Genomic DNA, 17,900 nt, shown 5'->3' with positions numbered 1-17,900 from the left:
TATGGAGTTCCTGTGCATGGGTGTGTCGCACCGGACGGCGCCGCTGTCCGTGCGCGAGCGGCTCGCACTGCCCGAGTCCCAGCAGGTGGAGTTGTTGCGGCGCCTGGCCCAGGCGCCCCACGAGGCGATGCTCGTGTCCACGTGCAACCGGGTGGAGCTGTACATGGCCTCGCCGGACGTGGCCCAGGCCCGCGAGGGCGCGCTGCGCGAGCTCCAGGCGCTCGGCGGCCCCGAGACGATGGAGCACCTCTACGAGCACCGGGGCGAGGACTCGCTGGTGCACCTCTTCCGGGTGTCGGCGAGCCTGGACTCCATGGTGCTCGGCGAGGCGCAGATCCTCGGTCAGGTGAAGGACGCGTTCGAGCGGGGGCAGGGCTCGGGGGCGGTGCGCGGCGAGCTGACGCGGGTGTGCGCCGCGGCGTTCGGCTGTGCCAAGCGCGTGCGCACCGAGACGGCCATCGGCCGCTCCGCCACCTCCATGGCCAGTGCGGCCGTGGCGCTCGCGAGCAAGGTGTTCGACGGGCTGCGCGACAAGACGGTGTTGCTGGTGGGCGCCGGGGAGATGTCGGAGCTGGCCGCGCGCCACCTCAAGCAGGCCGGGGCCACGCGGATGCTGGTGACCAACCGCACCTTCTCGCGCGCCGAGGCGCTCGCGGCGGAGGTGGGTGCCACCGCGCGGCCCTTCGAGGAGCTGCTCGCGCTGCTCGCCTCGGCGGACGTGGTGGTGTGCAGCACCGCCTCGCCCGTGCCCCTCTTCACCCAGGAGAACGTGGCCTCGGTGGGCAAGGCGCGCCGCTTCCGCCCGCTCTTCATGGTGGACCTGGCCGTGCCGCGCGACATCGCCCCCGAGGTGGGAGCGCTGGACTGGGTGCACGCCTACGATCTGGACGACATCCAGAAGTTCGTGGCGGACAACGCCGCCGCCCGCGCCGAGGAGGCGCAGAAGGCGGGGGTGCTCGTGGCCCAGGAGGTGGCCCGCTTCGTGCGCGAGCGCGCCGTGCGCCAGGGCGTGCCGGTGCTCGCCCAGCTGCGGCAGCGCGGCGAGGCCATCGCCCGCGCCGAGGTGGAGCGCACGCTCGCCGCGCTCGGTGAGAGCCTCAACGACAAGCAGCGCAAGAGCGTGGAGGCCATGGCGCGCGCCATCGTCAACAAGCTGCTGCACGAGCCCACCGCGCGGCTACGGGCGGTGGGGCCCGAGCACGAGGGCAACCGGTTGGCGGGCGCCGCCGCCGAGCTCTTCGGGCTCGAGGGCTCGCCCAACGCGCCGGACGCCTCCGCTCCCAACGTGGTGGCCACGGGAGGCAAGGGATGAAGTCCATCCGCATCGCCACCCGGCAGAGTCCGCTGGCGCTCTGGCAGGCCCGTCACGTGGGCGCGCTGCTCACCCGGCTCCATCCCGAGCTGCAGGTCTCCTTCGTGGAAATGACCACCGCGGGTGACCGCTTCCTCGCCGCGCCCCTGTCCACCGTGGGCGGCAAGGGGTTGTTCGTGAAGGAGATCGAGCAGTGCCTGCTCGATGGCCGCGCGGACCTGGCCGTGCACAGCCTCAAGGACATGACGTCCGTGCTGCCCCCGGGCCTGCTGCTCGCGGCGCTGCCCACGCGCGAGGATCCCCGCGACGCGCTCTGCGGCCCTCCCGGCTTGTCGCTGGAGCGGCTGCCTCCGGGCGCGCGCCTGGGCACGTCCTCGCTGCGGCGCAGCTGCATCCTGCGCGCGCGGCGGCCGGACCTGGAGATCGTCAGCCTGCGCGGCAACGTGCAGACGCGGCTGGCGCGCATGCGCGAGTTGCAACTGCATGGCGCGGTGCTCGCCTTCGCGGGCCTCAAGCGCCTGGGCCTGGAAGCGGAGATCGCCGAGGTGCTGCCCACCAGCGTGAGCCTGCCGGCGGTGGGGCAGGGCGTGCTCGCCATCCAGTGCCGCACGGAAGACGCCGCGGTGCGCGGCCTGCTCGCGCCGCTCGAGGATGCCACCACGCGCGTGGCGGTGACGGCCGAGCGCGCCTTCATGGCCCGCCTGGAAGGGGGCTGCACCGTCCCACTCGCGGGACATGCCACCGTGCAGGGCCAGACCGTCCACTTGCGTGGACTGGTGGGGCGGCCGGATGGCACGAAGGTGGTGCTGGGCGAGCGCAGTGGCCCGGTGGAGGCGGCGCTCGCGGTGGGCGACGCGCTCGCGGAGGAATTGTTGTCGCGTGGCGCGGCGGACATCCTGCGTGATTTTGGTCGCCTCGCTTCCGCGCGGGAGTCCTAGAGTCGAGTCCGTGGACAGGCGACTCGAAGGTATCCGCGTTCTGGTGACGCGCCCCCGTGACCGTGCGGAGGAGCTGTGCTTCCTCCTCGAGGACGAGGGCGCGCAAGTGCTGCACGTGCCGTTGCTGGAGCTGGTGCCTCCGGAGGATTCGCGCCCGTTGATGGCGGCCGCGGAGTCCATCCAGCGCTACAAGTGGGTGGTGTTCGCCAGCGCCTCGGCGGTGGACGCGTTGATGGAGGCGCTGCGCGAGGCGGGCACGACGCAGTTGTTGTCGCCCGTGCGCTTCGCCGTGGTGGGGCCGCGCACCGCGCGCGCCGTGGAGGGCTACGGGCTCAAGGTGGCCGCCGAGTCCCCCAGCGGCACGGGCGAGGCGCTCGCCGAGGTGCTGCGCCCCGCGCTCAACCCCGAGGACGAAGTGCTGCTGCCCGCGGCGGAGGAGGGGCGGCGCGAGCTGGAGGACGCCTTGCGCGAGCACGGCGCGCGGGTGACGCGGGTGACGGCCTACCGCGCCCGGCCCACGGTGCTGCCCGACGAGACGCGGGCCCTGCTCGAGGCCTCGCCGCCCGACGTGGCCCTCTTCGCCTCGCCCCGGACGGCGGAGGCCTTCCTGGAGGACGCGGGCCGTGAGCGGCTCGGCGCGGCCCGGCTGGTGGCCATTGGCCCCACCACCGCCGCGGCGCTGTCCCAACTGGGGCTCGTGGTGGCCGCCGTGGCCGAGCGTCCCACCCCCGAGGCGCTCGTGGAGGCGACCGTCCGGGCGGTTCGCGGATAGACTGCTCCTCCGGGCTGTCTCCGGAACAGGAGCAAGTGGCTGGAAGCCCGGGTCCCGGGTGTGGTTGCCTGGGAACCGCCGTGAACGCGCCGGGATTGCCTGGCTCGCTGGCCGTGTTGCTCGTGGCCGCAAGGAGATGCTTTTGCCCGCGCCCGTGACCCCGTCCGCTCCCTCTCCGAACCGGAGCAGAACCGACTTCTCGCTGTCCTTCGTGCTCGACGCGCTCGTCTCCCAGCGGGTGCTCACCGCCGAGCAGGCGCAGAACATCCTCGCGCGCGAGCAGGCCGCCCGGGCCCGGGTCCTCAAGAACCAGGGCGTCGCGGCCAAGGACACGACGCGCTACGACGTGTCTCCCGTGGAGATCGTCGCCGCCTTCCAGGTGCCGCTGGCGGAGGGCCGCGGCGTGCTCGACGAGGACCGGGTCACGGAGATCGCCGCGCGCGCCGCCGGCATCCCCTACAAGAAGGTGGATCCGCTCAAGCTGGACATGGCGCTGGCCACCCGCACCGTCTCCCGGCCCTTCGCGCAGAAGAACGTGCTGCTGCCGCTCGAGCGCGGCCAGGACGGCCGGCTGGTGGTGGCGGTGGCCAACCCCTTCGATCAGGAGCTCTTCGAGAGCATCCACGTGCTCACCGGCATGCCCATCGATCCGGTGCTCGCCTCCAAGGGCGACATCCTCCGGGCCATCGCGGACATCTACGGCTTCAAGCGCACGCTGGCCAAGGCCGCGGATGACTTCAGCGCCAATCCGGGCAACTCGCCGCAGGTGAGCAACTTCGAGCAGCTCGTCACGCTCAGTGGCCGCCAGGAGCTGGACGCCGCGGACCAGCCCGTGGTGCAGGCGGTGGACTACCTCTTGCGCTACGCCTTCGACAACCGCGCCTCGGACATCCACATCGAGCCCAAGCGCAACACCTCGCTCGTGCGCCTGCGCATCGACGGAGTGCTGCACCCCGTCTACACCCTGCCCGCGGGCGTGCACCCGCCCATCGTGTCGCGCGTGAAGATGCTCTCGCGCATGGACATCTCCGAGAAGCGCAAGCCCCAGGACGGCCGCATCAAGACGGAGAAGGACGGGCGCGAGGTGGAGTTGCGCGTGTCCTGCCTGCCCACCGCCTTCGGCGAGAAGGTGGTCATCCGCGTGTTCGACCCGGAGACGCTGGTGCAGGACATCGCCCAGCTCGGCTTCGATCAACAGGAGAAGGGCGTCTTCGAGTCGTGGATCGATCAGCCCCACGGCATCATCCTCGTCACCGGCCCCACCGGCAGCGGCAAGACGACCACGCTCTACTCGGCGCTCAAGGCCGTGGCGGGGCCGGACGTGAACGTCACCACCATCGAGGATCCCATCGAGATGGTGTGGGACGGCTTCAACCAGGTGCAGGTGCAGCCCAAGGTGGGGCTCGACTTCGCCAACGCCCTGCGCAGCATCCTGCGCCAGGACCCGGACGTCATCATGGTGGGAGAAATCCGCGACGAGGAGACGGCGGAGAACGCCGTGCAGGCCGCGCTCACGGGCCACCTGGTGCTCTCCACGCTGCACACCAATGACGCCATCGGCTCGGTGGCCCGGCTCAAGGACCTGGGCGTGCCGCCCTTCCTGCTCGCCCAGAGCCTCATCGGCATGATGGCCCAGCGCCTGCTGCGGCGCGTGTGCCCGCACTGCGCCCAGCAGACGTCGCTCACCCAGGACGAGCTGGCCATGCTGGGCACCCCCATCCCCCTGCTGCCCAACGGGGTGCGCATCGTCAAGGGCGTGGGGTGCGTGCGCTGCCGGGGCACCGGTTACTGGGGCCGCACGGGCGCCTTCGAGATCGTCAACATGAACAACGAGCTGCGCGAGTTCATCTCGCGCGGCGCCAACCACACGCAGATCCTGGACGCCGCGCGCCGGGCGGGCACGCGCACGCTGCGCGAAGCCGCCGTGCGAAAGCTCGCCATGGGTCTTACTTCCTTCGACGAGGTGGTGCGCATGACGTCCCTGAGTTGAGCCGGGGCCGCTGGGAAACTCCCGGTGGCGACCTCCTGGTTCCACCGGGGTGCGCGAAGATGGGTACTCGAGAAGTGCACGGTAGGAGGAGACACGGGATGACGCGACAGGACCTGGTGGGTGGCGGCACGGACGAGGCACTGCTTGGCGGTGCGGAGGCGGAGCGGACGGGCACTCGAGGGCCCGCGGAGGGAGTCGGGTACTTCGCCCGCTTCGGCGTCACCGAGACGCTCATCCGCGAGACACTCGCCGCGGCGCTGTCGCGCGGCGGGGACTACAGCGACTTGTTCTTCCAGCACCGCGTCTCCACCTCCATGTCCCTGGAGGACGGCGCGGTGAACCGGGCGTTCACCACCGTGGAGCTCGGCGTGGGGGTGCGCGTCGTCAAGGGAGACCAGACGGGCTACGCCTATACCGAGGAACTGTCCCAGGAGGCGATGCGCAGCGCCGCGCGCACGGCGGCGGCGATCGCGGATGGACCCTCGCGCGCCGGCCCCCAGCACTTCCACGTCTTCAAGGATCTCCCCCAGCGCTACGTGCTCCAGGCCGGCTGGGACGCGGTGCGCCCCGAGCAGAAGCTGCCCATCCTCGAGGGGCTCAACTCGGCGGCCTTCCAGGCCGACGGCCGCGTCGCCAAGGTGAGCCTGTCCTTCTCGGATGAGCATGGCGCGGTGCTCGTGGCCGACAGCACCGGGCGCATCGTCGAGGACGTGCAGCCGATGACGAGCCTCTACCTGTCGTGCGTCGCCGAGCAGAACGGCAAGCGCGAGCAGAACGCGTACGGCGTCGCCGGCCGCGCGGGGTTGGAGTTCTACTCGCGCGACAGGCTGGAGCGCATCGTGCGCGAGGCGGTGGCGCGCACCACCATCCTGTTCGACTCCGTGCAGCCGCCGGCCGGGGAGATGCCGGTGGTGCTCGCCGCGGGCTCCTCGGGAATTCTCCTGCACGAGGCCATCGGCCACGGCATGGAGGCCGACTTCAACCGCAAGGGCACGTCCATCTACGCGGACAAGCTCAACAAGCCCATCGCCCACCCCTTCGTGAACATCGTCGACGACGGCACGAACGAGCACGCGCGTGGCGCCATCAACGTGGACGACGAGGGCAACGTGCCGGACAAGACGATGCTCGTGGAGAATGGGGTCCTCACCACCTTCCTCCACGACTCCATCTCCGCCCGCCACTACAAGGTGAAGCCCACGGGCAACGGCCGGCGCGAGAGCTACCGCCACGCCCCCCTGCCGCGCATGCGCTCCACGTACATGCTGCCGGGGCCCCACACGCCCGACGAGATCATCGCCTCCGTGAAGAAGGGCATCTACTGCTCCAACTTCACCAACGGCCAGGTGAACATCGGCGCCGGCGACTTCACCTTCTACGTGAAGAACGGCTACCTCATCGAGGACGGCAAGCTCACGCGCCCCATCAAGGACGTGAACATCATTGGCAACGGGCCCAAGGTCCTGGAGAAGGTGGACATGGTCGCCAATGATCTCGTCATCGACGAGGGCGGCTGGACGTGCGGCAAGGATGGACAGGGCGTGCCCGTGTCCCAGGGCATCCCCACCGTCCGGGTCGCGTCCATCACCGTGGGCGGGCGCAACGCGTGAAAGAGGCCGGCATGAGCACGACGAACAGCACGAGTCTGGAAGAGACGGCGCGGCAGGCGGTGGACCTGGCGCGCCGGCACGGGGCCAACGAGGCCTCGGCCACCGCGGGCCGCATGCGTGAGCTGGAAGTGCAGTGGCGCGATGGCCGCGTGGAGAAGGTCTCCGAGGCGACCACCCGCGGCCTGTCGCTCCAGCTCTTCGTCGACGGGCGCTACTCCGCCGTCTCCACGAGCGACTTGCGCCCCGAGGCACTCGAGCGCTTCATCTCCGACTCCATCGCGATGACGCGGGTCCTCACCCCGGACGAGCACCGCCGCCTTCCCGAGCCCGAGTTCTACGCGGGGCGCGCCAGCGTGGATCTGACGATCGAGGATCCACGCCAGGCGCAGCTCTCCTCCGAGGAGCGCCAGCGCTTCGCCCGGGAACTGGAGGAAGGTGCCCGCTCAGCGGAGGGCAAGGGCGCCATCCTCTCGGTGACCACGGGCTTCGGCGACCTGTCCCGCGAGGTGTTCCGTGTTACCTCCAATGGCTTCGAGGGAGGCTCACGCTCCACGCAGTTCGCCGCCTCCGCGGAGGTGAGCGTGCAGGATCCGGATGGACGCCGCCCGGAAGAGGGCGACTCCGGCTTCGCGCGCTTCTTCGAGGACCTGCCCTCGGCGACCGCACTGGGCCGCCGTGCCGGAGAGCGGGCCCAGGGCCGCATCGGCTCGGTGAAGGGGGCGTCGGCGGTGCTGCCGATGGCCGTCGACAACAAGGCCGCGGGCCGGCTCGTGTCGATGCTCCTCTCGTCCATGGTGGGCGCGGCCATCCAGCAGAAGCGCTCGTTCCTCGACGGGAAGCTGGACCAGCAGGTGGGCAGCTCGCTGCTGTCCCTCTCCGACGATCCGCACCTGAAGCGGGGACTCGGCTCGCGCCTGTTCGACGGCGAGGGCCTCACCTCCCGCCCGATGGCGCTGTTCGAGGAGGGCGTGCTGCGCACGTACTTCATCGACAGCTACTACGCCCGCAAGCTCCAGACGCGTCCGACGACGGGGGGCCCCTCCAACCTCTCCTGGAAGCTGGGAACGAAGGACCGGGCGGGGCTGCTGACGGACCTGGGCGAGGGCATCCTCGTGACGGGCTTCCTCGGGGGCAACTCGAGCGCCCTCACCGGTGACTTCTCGCTCGGCATCCAGGGCTTCCGCGTGCGCGGAGGACAGCTCGCCGAGCCCATCAGCGAGATGAACATCTCCGGCAACCAGTTGGACCTGTGGAAGCGGCTGGTGGCCGTGGGCGGCGATCCCTACCGCTACAGCACCTCGCGCACGCCCACGCTCGTCTTCGAGGGCGTGCAGTTCGCGGGCACGTAGCCAGGGGCCGCCGGGCCCTCACGCGGGCTCGATGAAGTTCAACCGGTAGCCGTCGGGATCCGAGAGGACGACTTCCCGCGTGTGCCACGGCTGCCGGGTGGGGCCATCCACGCTCACCCCGAGCGCCTGGGCGCGCGCGGCCACCTCCTCCACGCTCAGCGCGCCCACCCGGATGCCAATCAGCACGCCCGCGCCCCGGCGGCCCTCCACGGGCAGCGCCGCGGGCGCCTTGACCAGGTACACCTCGGCCTGGTTCTCCCACCGCAACTGGAGGAAGGGCGGATCCGAGCGCAGCCGCTTGAAGCCGAGGGCCTCGTAGAAGGCCGCGGAGCGCTCGACATCCGAGACGAGCAGCTTCACGAAGGACGACAGCAGGGTTTCAGTCTCCATGCGCGCCGTCTGTATCACGCGCGGCGCGCTGGAGGGCCACCCGGTCAGCGCTTGGCGCAGTAGCCGAAGTTGGTGCTGGCCCCCGCGGACAGTTGATTGTTCCAGGACTCACCGGTGAACGAGACCACGCTGCCGGACGCGGAGGCGTAGGAGCTCCAGGCGCTCGTCAGGGTGCCCACGATCGTGATGGAGACCTTCCAGGTGACCGTGGTCGTGCCCTTGTTCGTCAGCTTGACGTTGTTGCAGTAGCCGGTTCCCCAGTCGCTCTGGACGGTCTGGGTGATCTGCAGGCCGCTTGCGGGAGGGGGCGTGCCCGCGTCGGTGCCCGTGCCGCCGTCGGGGGGACGCGTGCCGCCGTCGGTGGTGCCCGTGCCGCCGTCGGTGGTGCCCGTGCCGCCGTCGGGGGGACGCGTGCCGCCGTCGGTGGTGCCCGTGCCGCCGTCGGTGGTGCCCGTGCCGCCATCGGTGGTGCCCGTGCCGCCGTCCGTGGACGGAGGAGGCGGCTGCTGCGTGACGTCCTCGCCCCAGCGCTGGGTGAAGCGGGGCAACTGGGTCACGGAGACGATCAGCTCCGGAATGCTCAGGTTGTTCTGGAGGAAGCGCTTCGTGAGCTGGCTGGCGGCGCAGGTGTTCTCCTCGCCCGCCACGCCGTAGGCGAAGCGCAGCCACTGCAGGGAGAAGCAGTCCGCCACGTCCGGGCTGCTCGCGAGCTTCACCTGGAGCCCATCCACGCCCACGAAGGTGCCCTGGGTCGACTTGGAGGCCAGCACCTCGCCACTCGCGTCCACCAGGCTGCCGTTGGCCATCTTCGGCTTGTAGCGGCCCACGCTGTCGAACTGCTCGAAGCCGAAGCCGATGGGATCCATCAACTGGTGGCACGTCGCGCAGGCCGCGTTGCGCGAGTGCTCCTGGAAGCGCTCCCGGTTCGTCTGTTGCGTCCCCGTGTCACCCAGCTCGAGATCCAACCCCGGCGGCGCGGGAGGCAGCGGCTGGCACAACAGGCGTTCGCGCACGAGCTTGCCGCGGCGCACGGGAGAGGCGGCCTGCGGCGTGGCCTGCGCGGAGAGGATGCCACCATGGGTGAGCAGTCCGCCGCGGCCCGTGCCCTTGAGCGACCACATGTTCGCCCCGCTGGGCGAGGTCGTCCCGCCCACGGGCATGTTCAGTCCGTAGAACGTGGCCAGCGTGTTCGAGGCGAACGTGTAGTCCGCGGAGAACAGCTCGGAGAGCTGGCCACTGCCCTGGCGCACGATGTGATCGAACAGCTCCAGCGTCTCCGCCTTCATCGCCGTGCGCAGCTCGGGGCTGAAGTTGGCGAGGACGAGGGGATCCTTCTGCACCTGATCCACCCGCTCCAGCTCCATCCACTGGCTCACGAAGTGGTTGAGCAGCGGGCGGCTCCGGGGCGAGGTGAGCATCCGGCGCGCCTCGGCGGCGATCTGCTCCGGCGTGTGCAGCTGGCCCTGCTTCGCCTTGGCGAAGAGCGCCGCGTCCGGCATCGAGCCCCAGAAGAGGTACGACAGCTCCGAGGCCACCTCATAGTCGGTGAGCACGTACCGTCCGCCGCCCTGGTGCATGCCCAGCTCGGAGCGGTAGAGGAAGTTGGGCGACAGGAGCATGGCGGTCGTCACGGCCTTGATGCCCTCGGAGAAGCCCTCCTCCGCCGACACCTTCGTGTAGAGCGCCTGGTAGCGCGTGCGCTCCGTCTCATCGAGCGGTGCCCGGAAGGCGCGCGCGCCGAAGTCCTGGATGAATTGGAGCGCGCAGGTCGCGCTCGCCGAGCACGAGACGTGCCGGGACAGCTTCTCCACGGCGGCCGCGGCGGCCTGCTCGGAGGCGGTGAGGAGCTTGTCGGTGAGCAGCTGGCCCACGGCCCGGGCCGCCGCGGCGTTGTCGAAGCCGTTGGCCACTTCCTCCGCGGGCAGGGACTCGCCCCACGTGGAGGGCTCGTCCAGGTAGAGCAGGTCGGTCAGGGTGTTGTCGTACTCGAAGCGCGTGAGCATGCGCAGCTGGCGCCGGGCGGTGGGATCGAGCTCATCCGCCGCGCAGGCCTCCTGCGTGGGGGGCGTGGCGTCGCAGGAGCCGGGCACGCCCTGGACGCGCTGGGTGAAGCGCTGGAAGTCCGTGTAGAGCGCGCTGTCGGGGCTCAGCAGCTTGCCGCCGCCATGGCCCAGGGGATGCTGGCCCGAGGGCTTGAGCAGCAGCAGCGAGGCGCCGCCGTACTGCAGGCGCGCGACCGCCCGCACCGTGTTGAAGTTGTTCTCCTCCGCGCCGGGCTCGCCCTCGGGCGTGAGCACCAGGCGCGTGCCCGCCGCGCTTCCGCCGGCGTTGTGGCAGGTGATGCACTGCGCGGACATCACCGGCTCCCACATCCGGGTGCGGAAGAACTCCGCGTCATCCGGGCATCCGGTCGGGTCCGTCGGGTCCAGTCCCCCCGGCTGGGGCGGAAACTGCTCGGAGGGCCCTCCCGTGGAGGGAATCTCCTCCCCGGGCGTGGCCGGAGGGGCCAGCCCACAGGCGAGGGAAGAGGCAAGGGTGCCAAGGGCAACGAGGTGCCGGAAGGTCAGCACGGGTCCACCTGGGGGGAGGGGGGAGCGGGAGAGGGGGGAGCGGGGGATCAGACGAGCCCGGAGAGCGGGCCGGTGGAGCGCGAGGCGTCGCCGAAGGTGTCGAGCGTGAGGCCCATGCCCTGACAGACCGAGGTGAGCAGCTTCTGGTGCGGCGTGCTGGTGTAGCGCAGGTAGCGCCCGAAGCGGAACGGCGTCCCCGAGCCCCCGGCGAGGATGAAGGGCACGGAGCGGCACGTGTGCAGGCGGCTGTCGCCGAGCTCCTTGGCCCAGAGCACCAGGGTGGAGTCGAGCATCGTGCCCCCCGTGGTGCTCGAGAGATCCGGGCGGGCCTGGAGCGCGTCGAGCAGATAGGCGAACTGCTCGGCGAACCAGCGCTCGCACTTGACGAAGCTCGCGACGCCCGCCGTGTTCGAGTCCACCTTGTGCGACAGCTCGTGGTGGGCTTCCGAGGCGCCCGCCCAGGTGAACACCTGGGGGGCGATGGTGTGGGACCACTGCAGGGACGCCACGCGCGTCATGCCGCAGGAGAGCGCGTTCACCAGCAGATCCATCTGCATCTTCCCCACCTGGGGGAAGTTGGCGTTGGCCTTGGCGTCGATGACGGCGGGCATCTGGCCGGGCGAGCACGCGGTGGTGCTGGCCGCGGCCAGGGCCTGCTCCGTCTGGCGCAGGGACTGGATGTGCTGCTCGAGCTTGAGCTTCTCCTCCGCGCCCACCTGCGAGGACAGGGCCGAGAGATCGGTGCGCGCCACGTCCAGCATGCTCTTGCGGCGGCGCAGCAGTCTTTCGGCCGTGGTCGCGGTGCCCCCGGTCGAGCCGAAGAGGCGCTGATAGGCATTGAGCGGCACGTCCTCGGGGGACACGAAGACGCCCGGTGCGGAGTAGGACATCCGCGTGGATTTCGAGGCACCCCAGAGACTCGTCTGGACGCCGAACTCCAGCGACTTGAAGCGCGAGCCCTGGCCCAGTTTGCTCGCGACGTACTGGTCGATGGACATGCCCGCGGTGGTGCTGCTCGCCGTCCCACTTCCGGTGAGCATGTGCGTCATGCCCGGATCGTGGTTGTCCGCCCCCACGAAGTCGAGCCCATCACAGACGAGCAGCTTGCTGCGCAGCCGGTTGAGGGGCTCGAGCATGCTGCCCGCGGCGAACGTGAAGCTCGTCTCCGTGCCCGTGGGCCGCCAATGCTTGTGCACCGTGCCATTGGGCGTGAAGAAGACGATGAGTCTCTTGGCCGCGGTGGGAGTCGCCGCCTGCGCCTCGCCATTGAGCAGCCGTACCAGGGGTGACGCCAGCAGGGTGGCGCCAATTCCCGCGGTGAATTGTCTTCGCCCCAATCGCCTCATCGCACCGACTCCCATCCCGTCACTGCGTGGTTGCTGCTCGTGGATCTTCATGCCGGGTCCGACGTCAATCCCTCTCCCGGAAGTCGGGCCGGACGAGGCGGCGCGGACTCCCCACTAGTCGGGCCTTGCTCTTATTGATAACTAATAAAATCTGACGGTTCTGTCCATGAGTCATCGCAGACATGCCCGAGTGGGCCTGGACCCAGGTAGGAAAGACAACTCCCGCTGACTACGTGGCAATCCCATACAAATACAGCCACGCCGGATAAATCCTTTGCGCCGGATAAATCCTTTCAGCCGTCCAGGGCATCCATCCGCGAGAGCACCGCGGGCACATCGCCGCGCGGCACTTCGTGACAGGAGTGAAAACCCGAGGCCCGCTCCGTGGCGATGATGGGGATGTCCCTGGCCGCCGCGAGCGCCCGGTGGTTGCGCGGGAAGGACTCCTCCGGGTGGTGGCTCACCGCCTCGTTCAGGTCGGCGTGCGGTTGCCGCGGTGAGGGCGGATCCTCCACCAGCACACACCGCGCGGGTGCGCCGCCACGGCAACTCGGGCGGGGAGGGTTCCACGAGACGGGACGCGGTGCTCGGGAGCCCTCTCCCTCCGCATGACGCAACGACCCGGCTCGTCCCTGGCACCCTCCCCGCGGTTTCAGGGCACCTCGGTGCCCTGGGCGGCGCTCCACACCGAGAACCAGTCCTGGGTGTCCAGGTTCAACGAGAGCGCGCGGACGGCCGAGGTGATGCGCCCGGTGTCATTGGTGCCCAGCACGGGGATGATGCGCGCGGGGTGCCGCAGCAGCCACGCGTAGAGGATCTGCTCGGGGAGCGCCTCGTGCTTCTGGCCCAGGCTCGCGAGCACCTCGCGTACTCGCGTCTCGGCGGCCCCCCCGCCCGTCAGCAGCCGTCCCCCGGCGAGCGGGGACCACGCCATGGGGCTGATGCGCTGGCGCAGACATTGATCGAGCGTTCCATCCAGGAAGGGCTCGGGCCGCAGGGGGTGGAGCTCCACCTGGTTGGTCACCAGCGGGAAGGGGAGCCAGCTGGAGAGCATGTCGAACTGGGCGGGCGTGAAGTTGGACACCCCCAGGTGGCGCACCTTGCCCTGGGCCCGCAGCGTCTGGAGGGCCTCGGCCACCTCCGAGGGATCCAACAAGGGGCTGGGCCGGTGCAGCAGCAGCACGTCCAGGTAGTCCGTGGCGAGCTGGCGCAGCGACTGCTCCACGGACGCGATGATGTGCTGGCGGGAGTAGTCGTAGTGCTTGAGCCGGTTGGCGGGCCGCGCGGGATTCACCAACATGATGCCGCACTTGGTCACCAGCTCCATGCGCTGCCGCAGTCCAGGCTGGGCCCGGAGCGCGGCGCCGAACGCCTCCTCGCACTGGTAGCCGCCGTAGATGTCGGCATGGTCGAAGGTGGTGATGCCGCGGTCCAGGCACGTCTGGATTTTCTCCAGCACCCGTTGGACGCCAGCGCCCTGGGGATCCTGCAACAGGCGCCACACGCCATAGACGAGCCGGGAAACCTCGGGCCCCTGGGGGGCCATGGTCACGCGCGAGAGGAGGGTCATCCGGTCACCTTACAGGTACACGTTGAACAGCAGGCCCGTGGTGCCGAAGGGCATGTGGACGTTCTGTCCGCCCCCGTCGATGCGCAGCGCGAGGCCCAGCGTGCCCGCCACGCTCACCCGGGGGACGAAGTAGTACTCGACGCCGAATCCGCCCTGGAGCCCGAAGCCGATCGCCTGCCCGTAGTCGAGCTGGAGTCCGCCCTCGATGAAGGGGCGCAGGTTGCCGCCGAGCAGGTGGTGGCGCACTCCCGCGCCGACGGAGAACCCCACACCGAAGGCCGGCGTGAAGGCCACGTCGAGACCCAGGTTGAAGCGCAGGGAGTCCGCCGGGGTCAGGTGGAAGAAGCCGCCCACCGTGGGCAGGCCGCTGACGCCGAGGACCACTCCCTTGGCTCCGGCCACCGCGGCGGTGCCGTCTCCCGCGCTCGAGTCCGAGGCATTCGACTGCGTGGGGGCGGCCTTCGGCGCGGGGGCGGCCTTCGGCGCGGGGGCGGGCGCAGGAGCGGGGGCGGGCGCAGGCTCAGGCGCGGGAGCAGGCGCCGGAGCGGGAGTCGCCGCCGGAGCGGGGGCGGGCGCTGGAGCGGGGGCGGCCTTCGGCGCGGCGGCCTTCGGCGTGGGAGTGGTTTTCGGTGCGGCGGCGGCGGGGAGCACCGGCAGCAGGAGGCAGGCGACGGAGGAGAGCAGGGCGGAGCGCATGGTGTTGGGACCTCGGCGGAGGGAAGGACGTCGGGGCGTCCTTATAGTGGGAGGACTTCCCTCCCTGGGGCCCAACCTCGTCTGGTTGGAGCCGGCGATGCCTCGGGTGGGGGCCGTCGCGTTCCTCGTGACCGCCGGAGCGTGCTGGGGTCTGCTCGCGCTCGCTGCCCGCGTCTTCGCGCGCACGGACCCTTGAAGGAAAGTCCAAGGGAGGGATGGGTGGAGTTTTCTGTCCTTCCTGAAAAAAAGGATTGTGCGGCTTTCGCTGATGTTGGAGAACCGGGCGCGGAGGATGTAGCCATGGGTAAGAGAGCGGGCGCGAAACGGGACGAGGCGGCCGTGGGCCGGTTCGTCGAGCGCTTCGCCCTGGCGCTGTCGGACGACGGGTTTCCCCGAATGCCCGCCCGGGTGTTCGTGGGGCTGCTGGTGTCGGAGCAGGAGACGAGGACGGCGGCCGAGCTGGCCCAGCAACTCCGGGTGAGTCCCGCGGCCATCTCCGGTGCCGTGCGCTACCTGGTGCAGATGGGAATGGTGTCGCGCGAGCGCGAGCCGGGACAACGCAGTGATCACTACCGGGTTTCCTCCAACGCCTGGTACGAGGCGCTCGCCCGGCGCGATCAGATGCTGCTGCGCTTCGAGCAGGGCTTGCGCGAGGGCATCGACGCGGTGGGCGCGGAGAGCCTGGCCGGTCTCCGGTTGGAGGAGTCACGGCAGTTCTTCGAGTTCGTCCGGGGCGAGATGCCGCGCCTGCTGGCGCAATGGCGCGAGCAGCGCGCCGCGACGGGCCGGGACTGAGCACTTCCTCCCCGGCCCCACGGCCTTCGCTCAACCCGCCTGGGCGGGCCGCGCCTGCCGCTCGTGCCACGCGGCGAGCACCTCGCGCTCCCGCTCCGGGGAGAGCCCGCCGCGCTTGCGCAGTTTCTCCTGCTGCTCTGGAGTCAGCCCCCGGAACCAGGCCAGGGTGTCGCGCGCGGTGTCCACGACGGGGCGGAACTTCAGGCCTCGCTCCACGGCCCGGGCGTTGCTGACCTGGCCGACGCCCGCCGAGTCCCCGGTGGAGGGAACCCAGACGGGCAGGTCGCTCCAGCCGCTCACCTTCTGCTGCTCCAGGAAGGCGGCATCGGCCCAGGTGAAGGTGGCATCCGACTGGCTGGCCTGCTTGCACGCCTCCAGCAGCTCGCGGACGGTGAGCGGCCGGGTGGGGCCGGTGGCGTTGAAGACGCCGAAGTCGCGGTTGTCGAGCGCGTGCAGGGTCCACTCGGCCAGATCCCTCACGTCGATGAACTGCACGGGATCCGAGCCGTCTCCGGGCGCGAGCACCTCGCCGCCCCGCGCCACGCGCTCGGGCCAGTAGGTGAAGCGCTGGGTGGGATCCTCCGGGCCGACGATGAGGCCCGGGCGGATGTTGGTGGTGCGTCCGGGGAAGGCCGCCTCCGCCTCCTGCTCACAGAGCGCCTTGAGCGCGCCGTAGTTCTCCTCGCCGATGGTCTCGTTGGAGGGGTCGCTCGTGGTGGCCACGGGCGCGGTCTCGTCGAGGCCCGGCCGGCTCAGGTCCTTGTAGACGGAGATGCTGGAGATGAAGACGTACTGGCCCACGTGGGGCGCCAGGAGCTGGGCCGAGGCGCGCACCAGGCGGGGCACGTAGCCGGAGGTGTCGATGACGGCATCCCACGTGCGGCCCTCGAGTGCCTTCAGGCCCTCGCCCTTGTTGGGATCGCGATCCCCCTGGAGCTTCTCCACGTCGGGGAAGAGCTGGGGCCGCGTCTTGCCGCGGTTGAAGAGGGTGACGGTGTGGCCGCGCGCGCGCGCCGCCTCCACGAGTTGAGGGCCCAGGAAGGCCGTGCCTCCGAGGATGAGGATGCGCTTGCCTCCTCCCTTGGGCGTGGACGTCCGGGGGGTGGTGGCACAGCCCGCGGCCCAGAGCGAGCCAAGCGCGGCGGCTCCCTTCAACAGCCCTCTGCGAGACAGCTTCATGGGAACGACCTCCTCTTGTTGAGCAAATCCGAAGGAAAGGGACGAAATGCCGAGGGGTCAGCGGGCCGCGTCCGTGGACGCGTTCCACGCGGGCTGTGCCGGGGGCAGGTGCGCGCGCGAGTAGCGGGCGAGCCAGACGGACACGGTGAGCCACAGACACGCGACGGGCACCGCCGACAGCGCGAGTCCCATGGGCCCCAGCCCCAGCACGTCGAGGCCGCGGTACAGCCAGGAGCTCACCGTGTCGCTGCCGCGGTACACCACGGTGTCGATGAAGCCCTTGGACTTGTACTTCGTCTCGCGGTCCACGCCGGTGAAGAGGATTTCGCGTCCAGGGCGCTCGAGCGCGTAATGCGAGGCATTGCGCAAGGCCTTGAACGAGATGAGCATGCCCATGCCGGGCAGCAGCGCCAGTCCGGCGAACCCGAGCGCGGTGATGAGGGGCGCCACCGCCAGGGCCGCGCCCAGCCCGAAGCGGTGGATGAGCCGGCCCGTGACGCCCAGTTGCAGCACGAGCGTGAGCACCTGCACCCAGAAGTCGATGTTCGCGAACGCGGCCGCGCGCGCGTTGGCGCCGGAGGCCCCGCGGTCCACGATGTGGACCTGCTGGTAGTAGAGGAAGGTGGAGGTGGCGGCGTAGAGGAGCATCTGCAGCGCCAGGCCTCGCAGCAGGGGAGAGGAGAACAGCAGCCGCAGGCCGGCGAAGACGCCTCCGCCCACGGGCGCCTCGGCGGAGCGGGCCTGGGAGGGGGCGACGGTCTCCTGCCGGGACAGCCGCCGCACGCATTGGGCGCTGGCCTCCAGCAGCACCGCGGTGATGAGCATCAGGTTCGTGGCGCCCACGGGTTCGGCCAGGAGCTTGACGAGGAAGGGGCCCACCAACATGCCCGTCGTGCCCCCCGCGGCGATGAACCCGAACAAGCGCCGGCCCTGCTCGTTGACGAACAGGTCCGCCATGAAGGTCCAGAACACGGAGACGACGAAGAGGTTGTAGACGCTGACCCAGACGAAGAAGGCGGGCGCCACCGCGTTCCTGTCCACGCCCAGCTTCAGCACCCCGAAGAAGATCAGCAGGTGGAGCAGGAAGAAGCGGTAGACGAGCGGGAGGACGCGCCGCCGGGGCCAGCGCGACACGAGCGCGGAGAAGACGGGCACCGCCACGAGCATCACGAGGAAGGTCGCCGTGAAGAGCCACGGGACGCCCTGGACGCCCTTGGCCGTCGCCATCTCATCCCGCAGGGGCTTGAGGATGGCGTAGCCGCACATCAGCGTGAAGAAGTAGAGGAAGGACACGAGGACCGGGCCGATCTCTTCGTCCTTCACGTTCACGAATCGCTTGAGCATGGCCCCCACGCTGCTGAGTAGGCGTGCGAGCCCAACCTC

Annotated in this window: 15 protein-coding genes; 7 read left to right on the top strand and 8 right to left on the bottom strand. The window is 70.4% G+C overall.

What is annotated here, in order from left to right:
* Window position 1: 1 nt before the first annotated feature.
* From hemA to D187_RS09730, 6 genes are all read left to right on the top strand, one after another.
* A complete protein-coding gene (hemA, locus tag D187_RS09755; RefSeq protein WP_002625106.1) occupies window positions 2–1,312 on the top strand; it encodes a glutamyl-tRNA reductase in 1,311 nt (436 codons plus the stop codon).
* Window positions 1,309–2,250 (top strand): hydroxymethylbilane synthase, encoded by a 942-nt coding sequence (gene hemC, locus D187_RS09750; protein WP_002625105.1) that lies wholly within the window; start codon window positions 1,309–1,311, stop codon window positions 2,248–2,250. The genes hemA and hemC overlap by 4 nt, the downstream gene beginning before the upstream one ends.
* A gap of 40 nt (window positions 2,251–2,290) precedes the next feature.
* Window positions 2,291–3,022, top strand: a complete 732-nt coding sequence (locus tag D187_RS09745) for a uroporphyrinogen-III synthase (protein WP_245591670.1) — start codon at window positions 2,291–2,293, stop codon at window positions 3,020–3,022.
* Window positions 3,023–3,164: 142 nt separating this feature from the next.
* A complete protein-coding gene (locus D187_RS09740) occupies window positions 3,165–5,012 on the top strand; it encodes a GspE/PulE family protein (RefSeq protein WP_002625103.1) in 1,848 nt (615 codons plus the stop codon).
* A 98-nt stretch (window positions 5,013–5,110) separates the two neighbouring features.
* Window positions 5,111–6,622 carry a metallopeptidase TldD-related protein gene (locus D187_RS09735; RefSeq protein WP_002625102.1) on the top strand — a complete coding sequence of 504 codons (1,512 nt, stop codon included), beginning with the start codon at window positions 5,111–5,113 and terminating at the stop codon, window positions 6,620–6,622.
* A gap of 11 nt (window positions 6,623–6,633) precedes the next feature.
* Complete coding sequence (locus D187_RS09730) at window positions 6,634–7,971, top strand: TldD/PmbA family protein (RefSeq protein ID WP_002625101.1); 1,338 nt, start codon at window positions 6,634–6,636, stop codon at window positions 7,969–7,971.
* A gap of 18 nt (window positions 7,972–7,989) precedes the next feature.
* Here the strand turns inward: D187_RS09730 and D187_RS09725 are convergent, their stop codons facing one another.
* The 6 genes from D187_RS09725 to D187_RS56715 all read right to left on the bottom strand — a co-directional run bounded on the left by D187_RS09725 (window position 7,990) and on the right by D187_RS56715 (window position 14,543).
* Window positions 7,990–8,361 carry a VOC family protein gene (locus D187_RS09725; protein WP_002625100.1) on the bottom strand — a complete coding sequence of 124 codons (372 nt, stop codon included), beginning with the start codon at window positions 8,359–8,361 and terminating at the stop codon, window positions 7,990–7,992.
* 44 nt (window positions 8,362–8,405) lie between these two features.
* The gene (locus D187_RS49725; RefSeq protein WP_002625099.1) at window positions 8,406–10,931 is read right to left on the bottom strand and encodes a DUF1592 domain-containing protein; all 2,526 of its coding nucleotides are present in this window, start codon (window positions 10,929–10,931) and stop codon (window positions 8,406–8,408) included.
* Between the two features lie 47 nt (window positions 10,932–10,978).
* Window positions 10,979–12,277, bottom strand: a complete 1,299-nt coding sequence (locus D187_RS09715; RefSeq protein ID WP_002625098.1) for a DUF1552 domain-containing protein — start codon at window positions 12,275–12,277, stop codon at window positions 10,979–10,981.
* 293 nt (window positions 12,278–12,570) lie between these two features.
* Complete coding sequence (locus tag D187_RS09710) at window positions 12,571–12,792, bottom strand: hypothetical protein (RefSeq protein WP_155893272.1); 222 nt, start codon at window positions 12,790–12,792, stop codon at window positions 12,571–12,573.
* A 137-nt stretch (window positions 12,793–12,929) separates the two neighbouring features.
* Window positions 12,930–13,847 carry an aldo/keto reductase gene (locus D187_RS09705; protein ID WP_002625096.1) on the bottom strand — a complete coding sequence of 306 codons (918 nt, stop codon included), beginning with the start codon at window positions 13,845–13,847 and terminating at the stop codon, window positions 12,930–12,932.
* Between the two features lie 9 nt (window positions 13,848–13,856).
* A complete protein-coding gene (locus tag D187_RS56715) occupies window positions 13,857–14,543 on the bottom strand; it encodes a hypothetical protein (RefSeq protein ID WP_002625094.1) in 687 nt (228 codons plus the stop codon).
* 300 nt (window positions 14,544–14,843) lie between these two features.
* Here D187_RS56715 and D187_RS09690 point away from each other — a divergent pair, with 300 nt between their 5' ends.
* Window positions 14,844–15,338 (top strand): GbsR/MarR family transcriptional regulator, encoded by a 495-nt coding sequence (locus D187_RS09690; RefSeq protein WP_043428973.1) that lies wholly within the window; start codon window positions 14,844–14,846, stop codon window positions 15,336–15,338.
* Between the two features lie 30 nt (window positions 15,339–15,368).
* On the opposite strand, the gene D187_RS09685 is transcribed toward D187_RS09690, so the two are convergent.
* Entirely contained in the window at window positions 15,369–16,517 is a 1,149-nt protein-coding gene (locus D187_RS09685) for an SDR family oxidoreductase (RefSeq protein ID WP_002625088.1), read from the bottom strand.
* A 57-nt stretch (window positions 16,518–16,574) separates the two neighbouring features.
* A complete protein-coding gene (locus D187_RS09680) occupies window positions 16,575–17,861 on the bottom strand; it encodes an NTP/NDP exchange transporter (RefSeq protein ID WP_002625086.1) in 1,287 nt (428 codons plus the stop codon).
* Window positions 17,862–17,900 lie beyond the last annotated feature (39 nt).

The organism is Cystobacter fuscus DSM 2262 (assembly GCF_000335475.2).
GTDB classification, from domain to species: domain Bacteria; phylum Myxococcota; class Myxococcia; order Myxococcales; family Myxococcaceae; genus Cystobacter; species Cystobacter fuscus.
The sequence above is the reverse complement of the archived record's forward strand: the minus strand, read 5'-3'. Positions and strand labels throughout refer to the sequence as shown.

Bases quoted from the DNA above. Each gene is read 5' to 3' on its own strand.
- hemA (WP_002625106.1), top strand. From the start codon at position 2: ATGGAGTTCCTGTGCATGGGTGTGTCGCACCGGACGGCGCCGCTGTCC.
- D187_RS09680 (WP_002625086.1), bottom strand. From the start codon at position 17,861: ATGCTCAAGCGATTCGTGAACGTGAAGGACGAAGAGATCGGCCCGGTC.
- D187_RS09705 (WP_002625096.1), bottom strand. From the start codon at position 13,847: ATGACCCTCCTCTCGCGCGTGACCATGGCCCCCCAGGGGCCCGAGGTT.
- D187_RS09690 (WP_043428973.1), top strand. From the start codon at position 14,844: ATGGGTAAGAGAGCGGGCGCGAAACGGGACGAGGCGGCCGTGGGCCGG.
- D187_RS09735 (WP_002625102.1), top strand. From the start codon at position 5,111: ATGACGCGACAGGACCTGGTGGGTGGCGGCACGGACGAGGCACTGCTT.
- D187_RS09725 (WP_002625100.1), bottom strand. From the start codon at position 8,361: ATGGAGACTGAAACCCTGCTGTCGTCCTTCGTGAAGCTGCTCGTCTCG.
- D187_RS09715 (WP_002625098.1), bottom strand. From the start codon at position 12,277: ATGAGGCGATTGGGGCGAAGACAATTCACCGCGGGAATTGGCGCCACC.
- D187_RS56715 (WP_002625094.1), bottom strand. From the start codon at position 14,543: ATGCGCTCCGCCCTGCTCTCCTCCGTCGCCTGCCTCCTGCTGCCGGTG.
- D187_RS09685 (WP_002625088.1), bottom strand. From the start codon at position 16,517: ATGAAGCTGTCTCGCAGAGGGCTGTTGAAGGGAGCCGCCGCGCTTGGC.
- D187_RS09730 (WP_002625101.1), top strand. From the start codon at position 6,634: ATGAGCACGACGAACAGCACGAGTCTGGAAGAGACGGCGCGGCAGGCG.
- hemC (WP_002625105.1), top strand. From the start codon at position 1,309: ATGAAGTCCATCCGCATCGCCACCCGGCAGAGTCCGCTGGCGCTCTGG.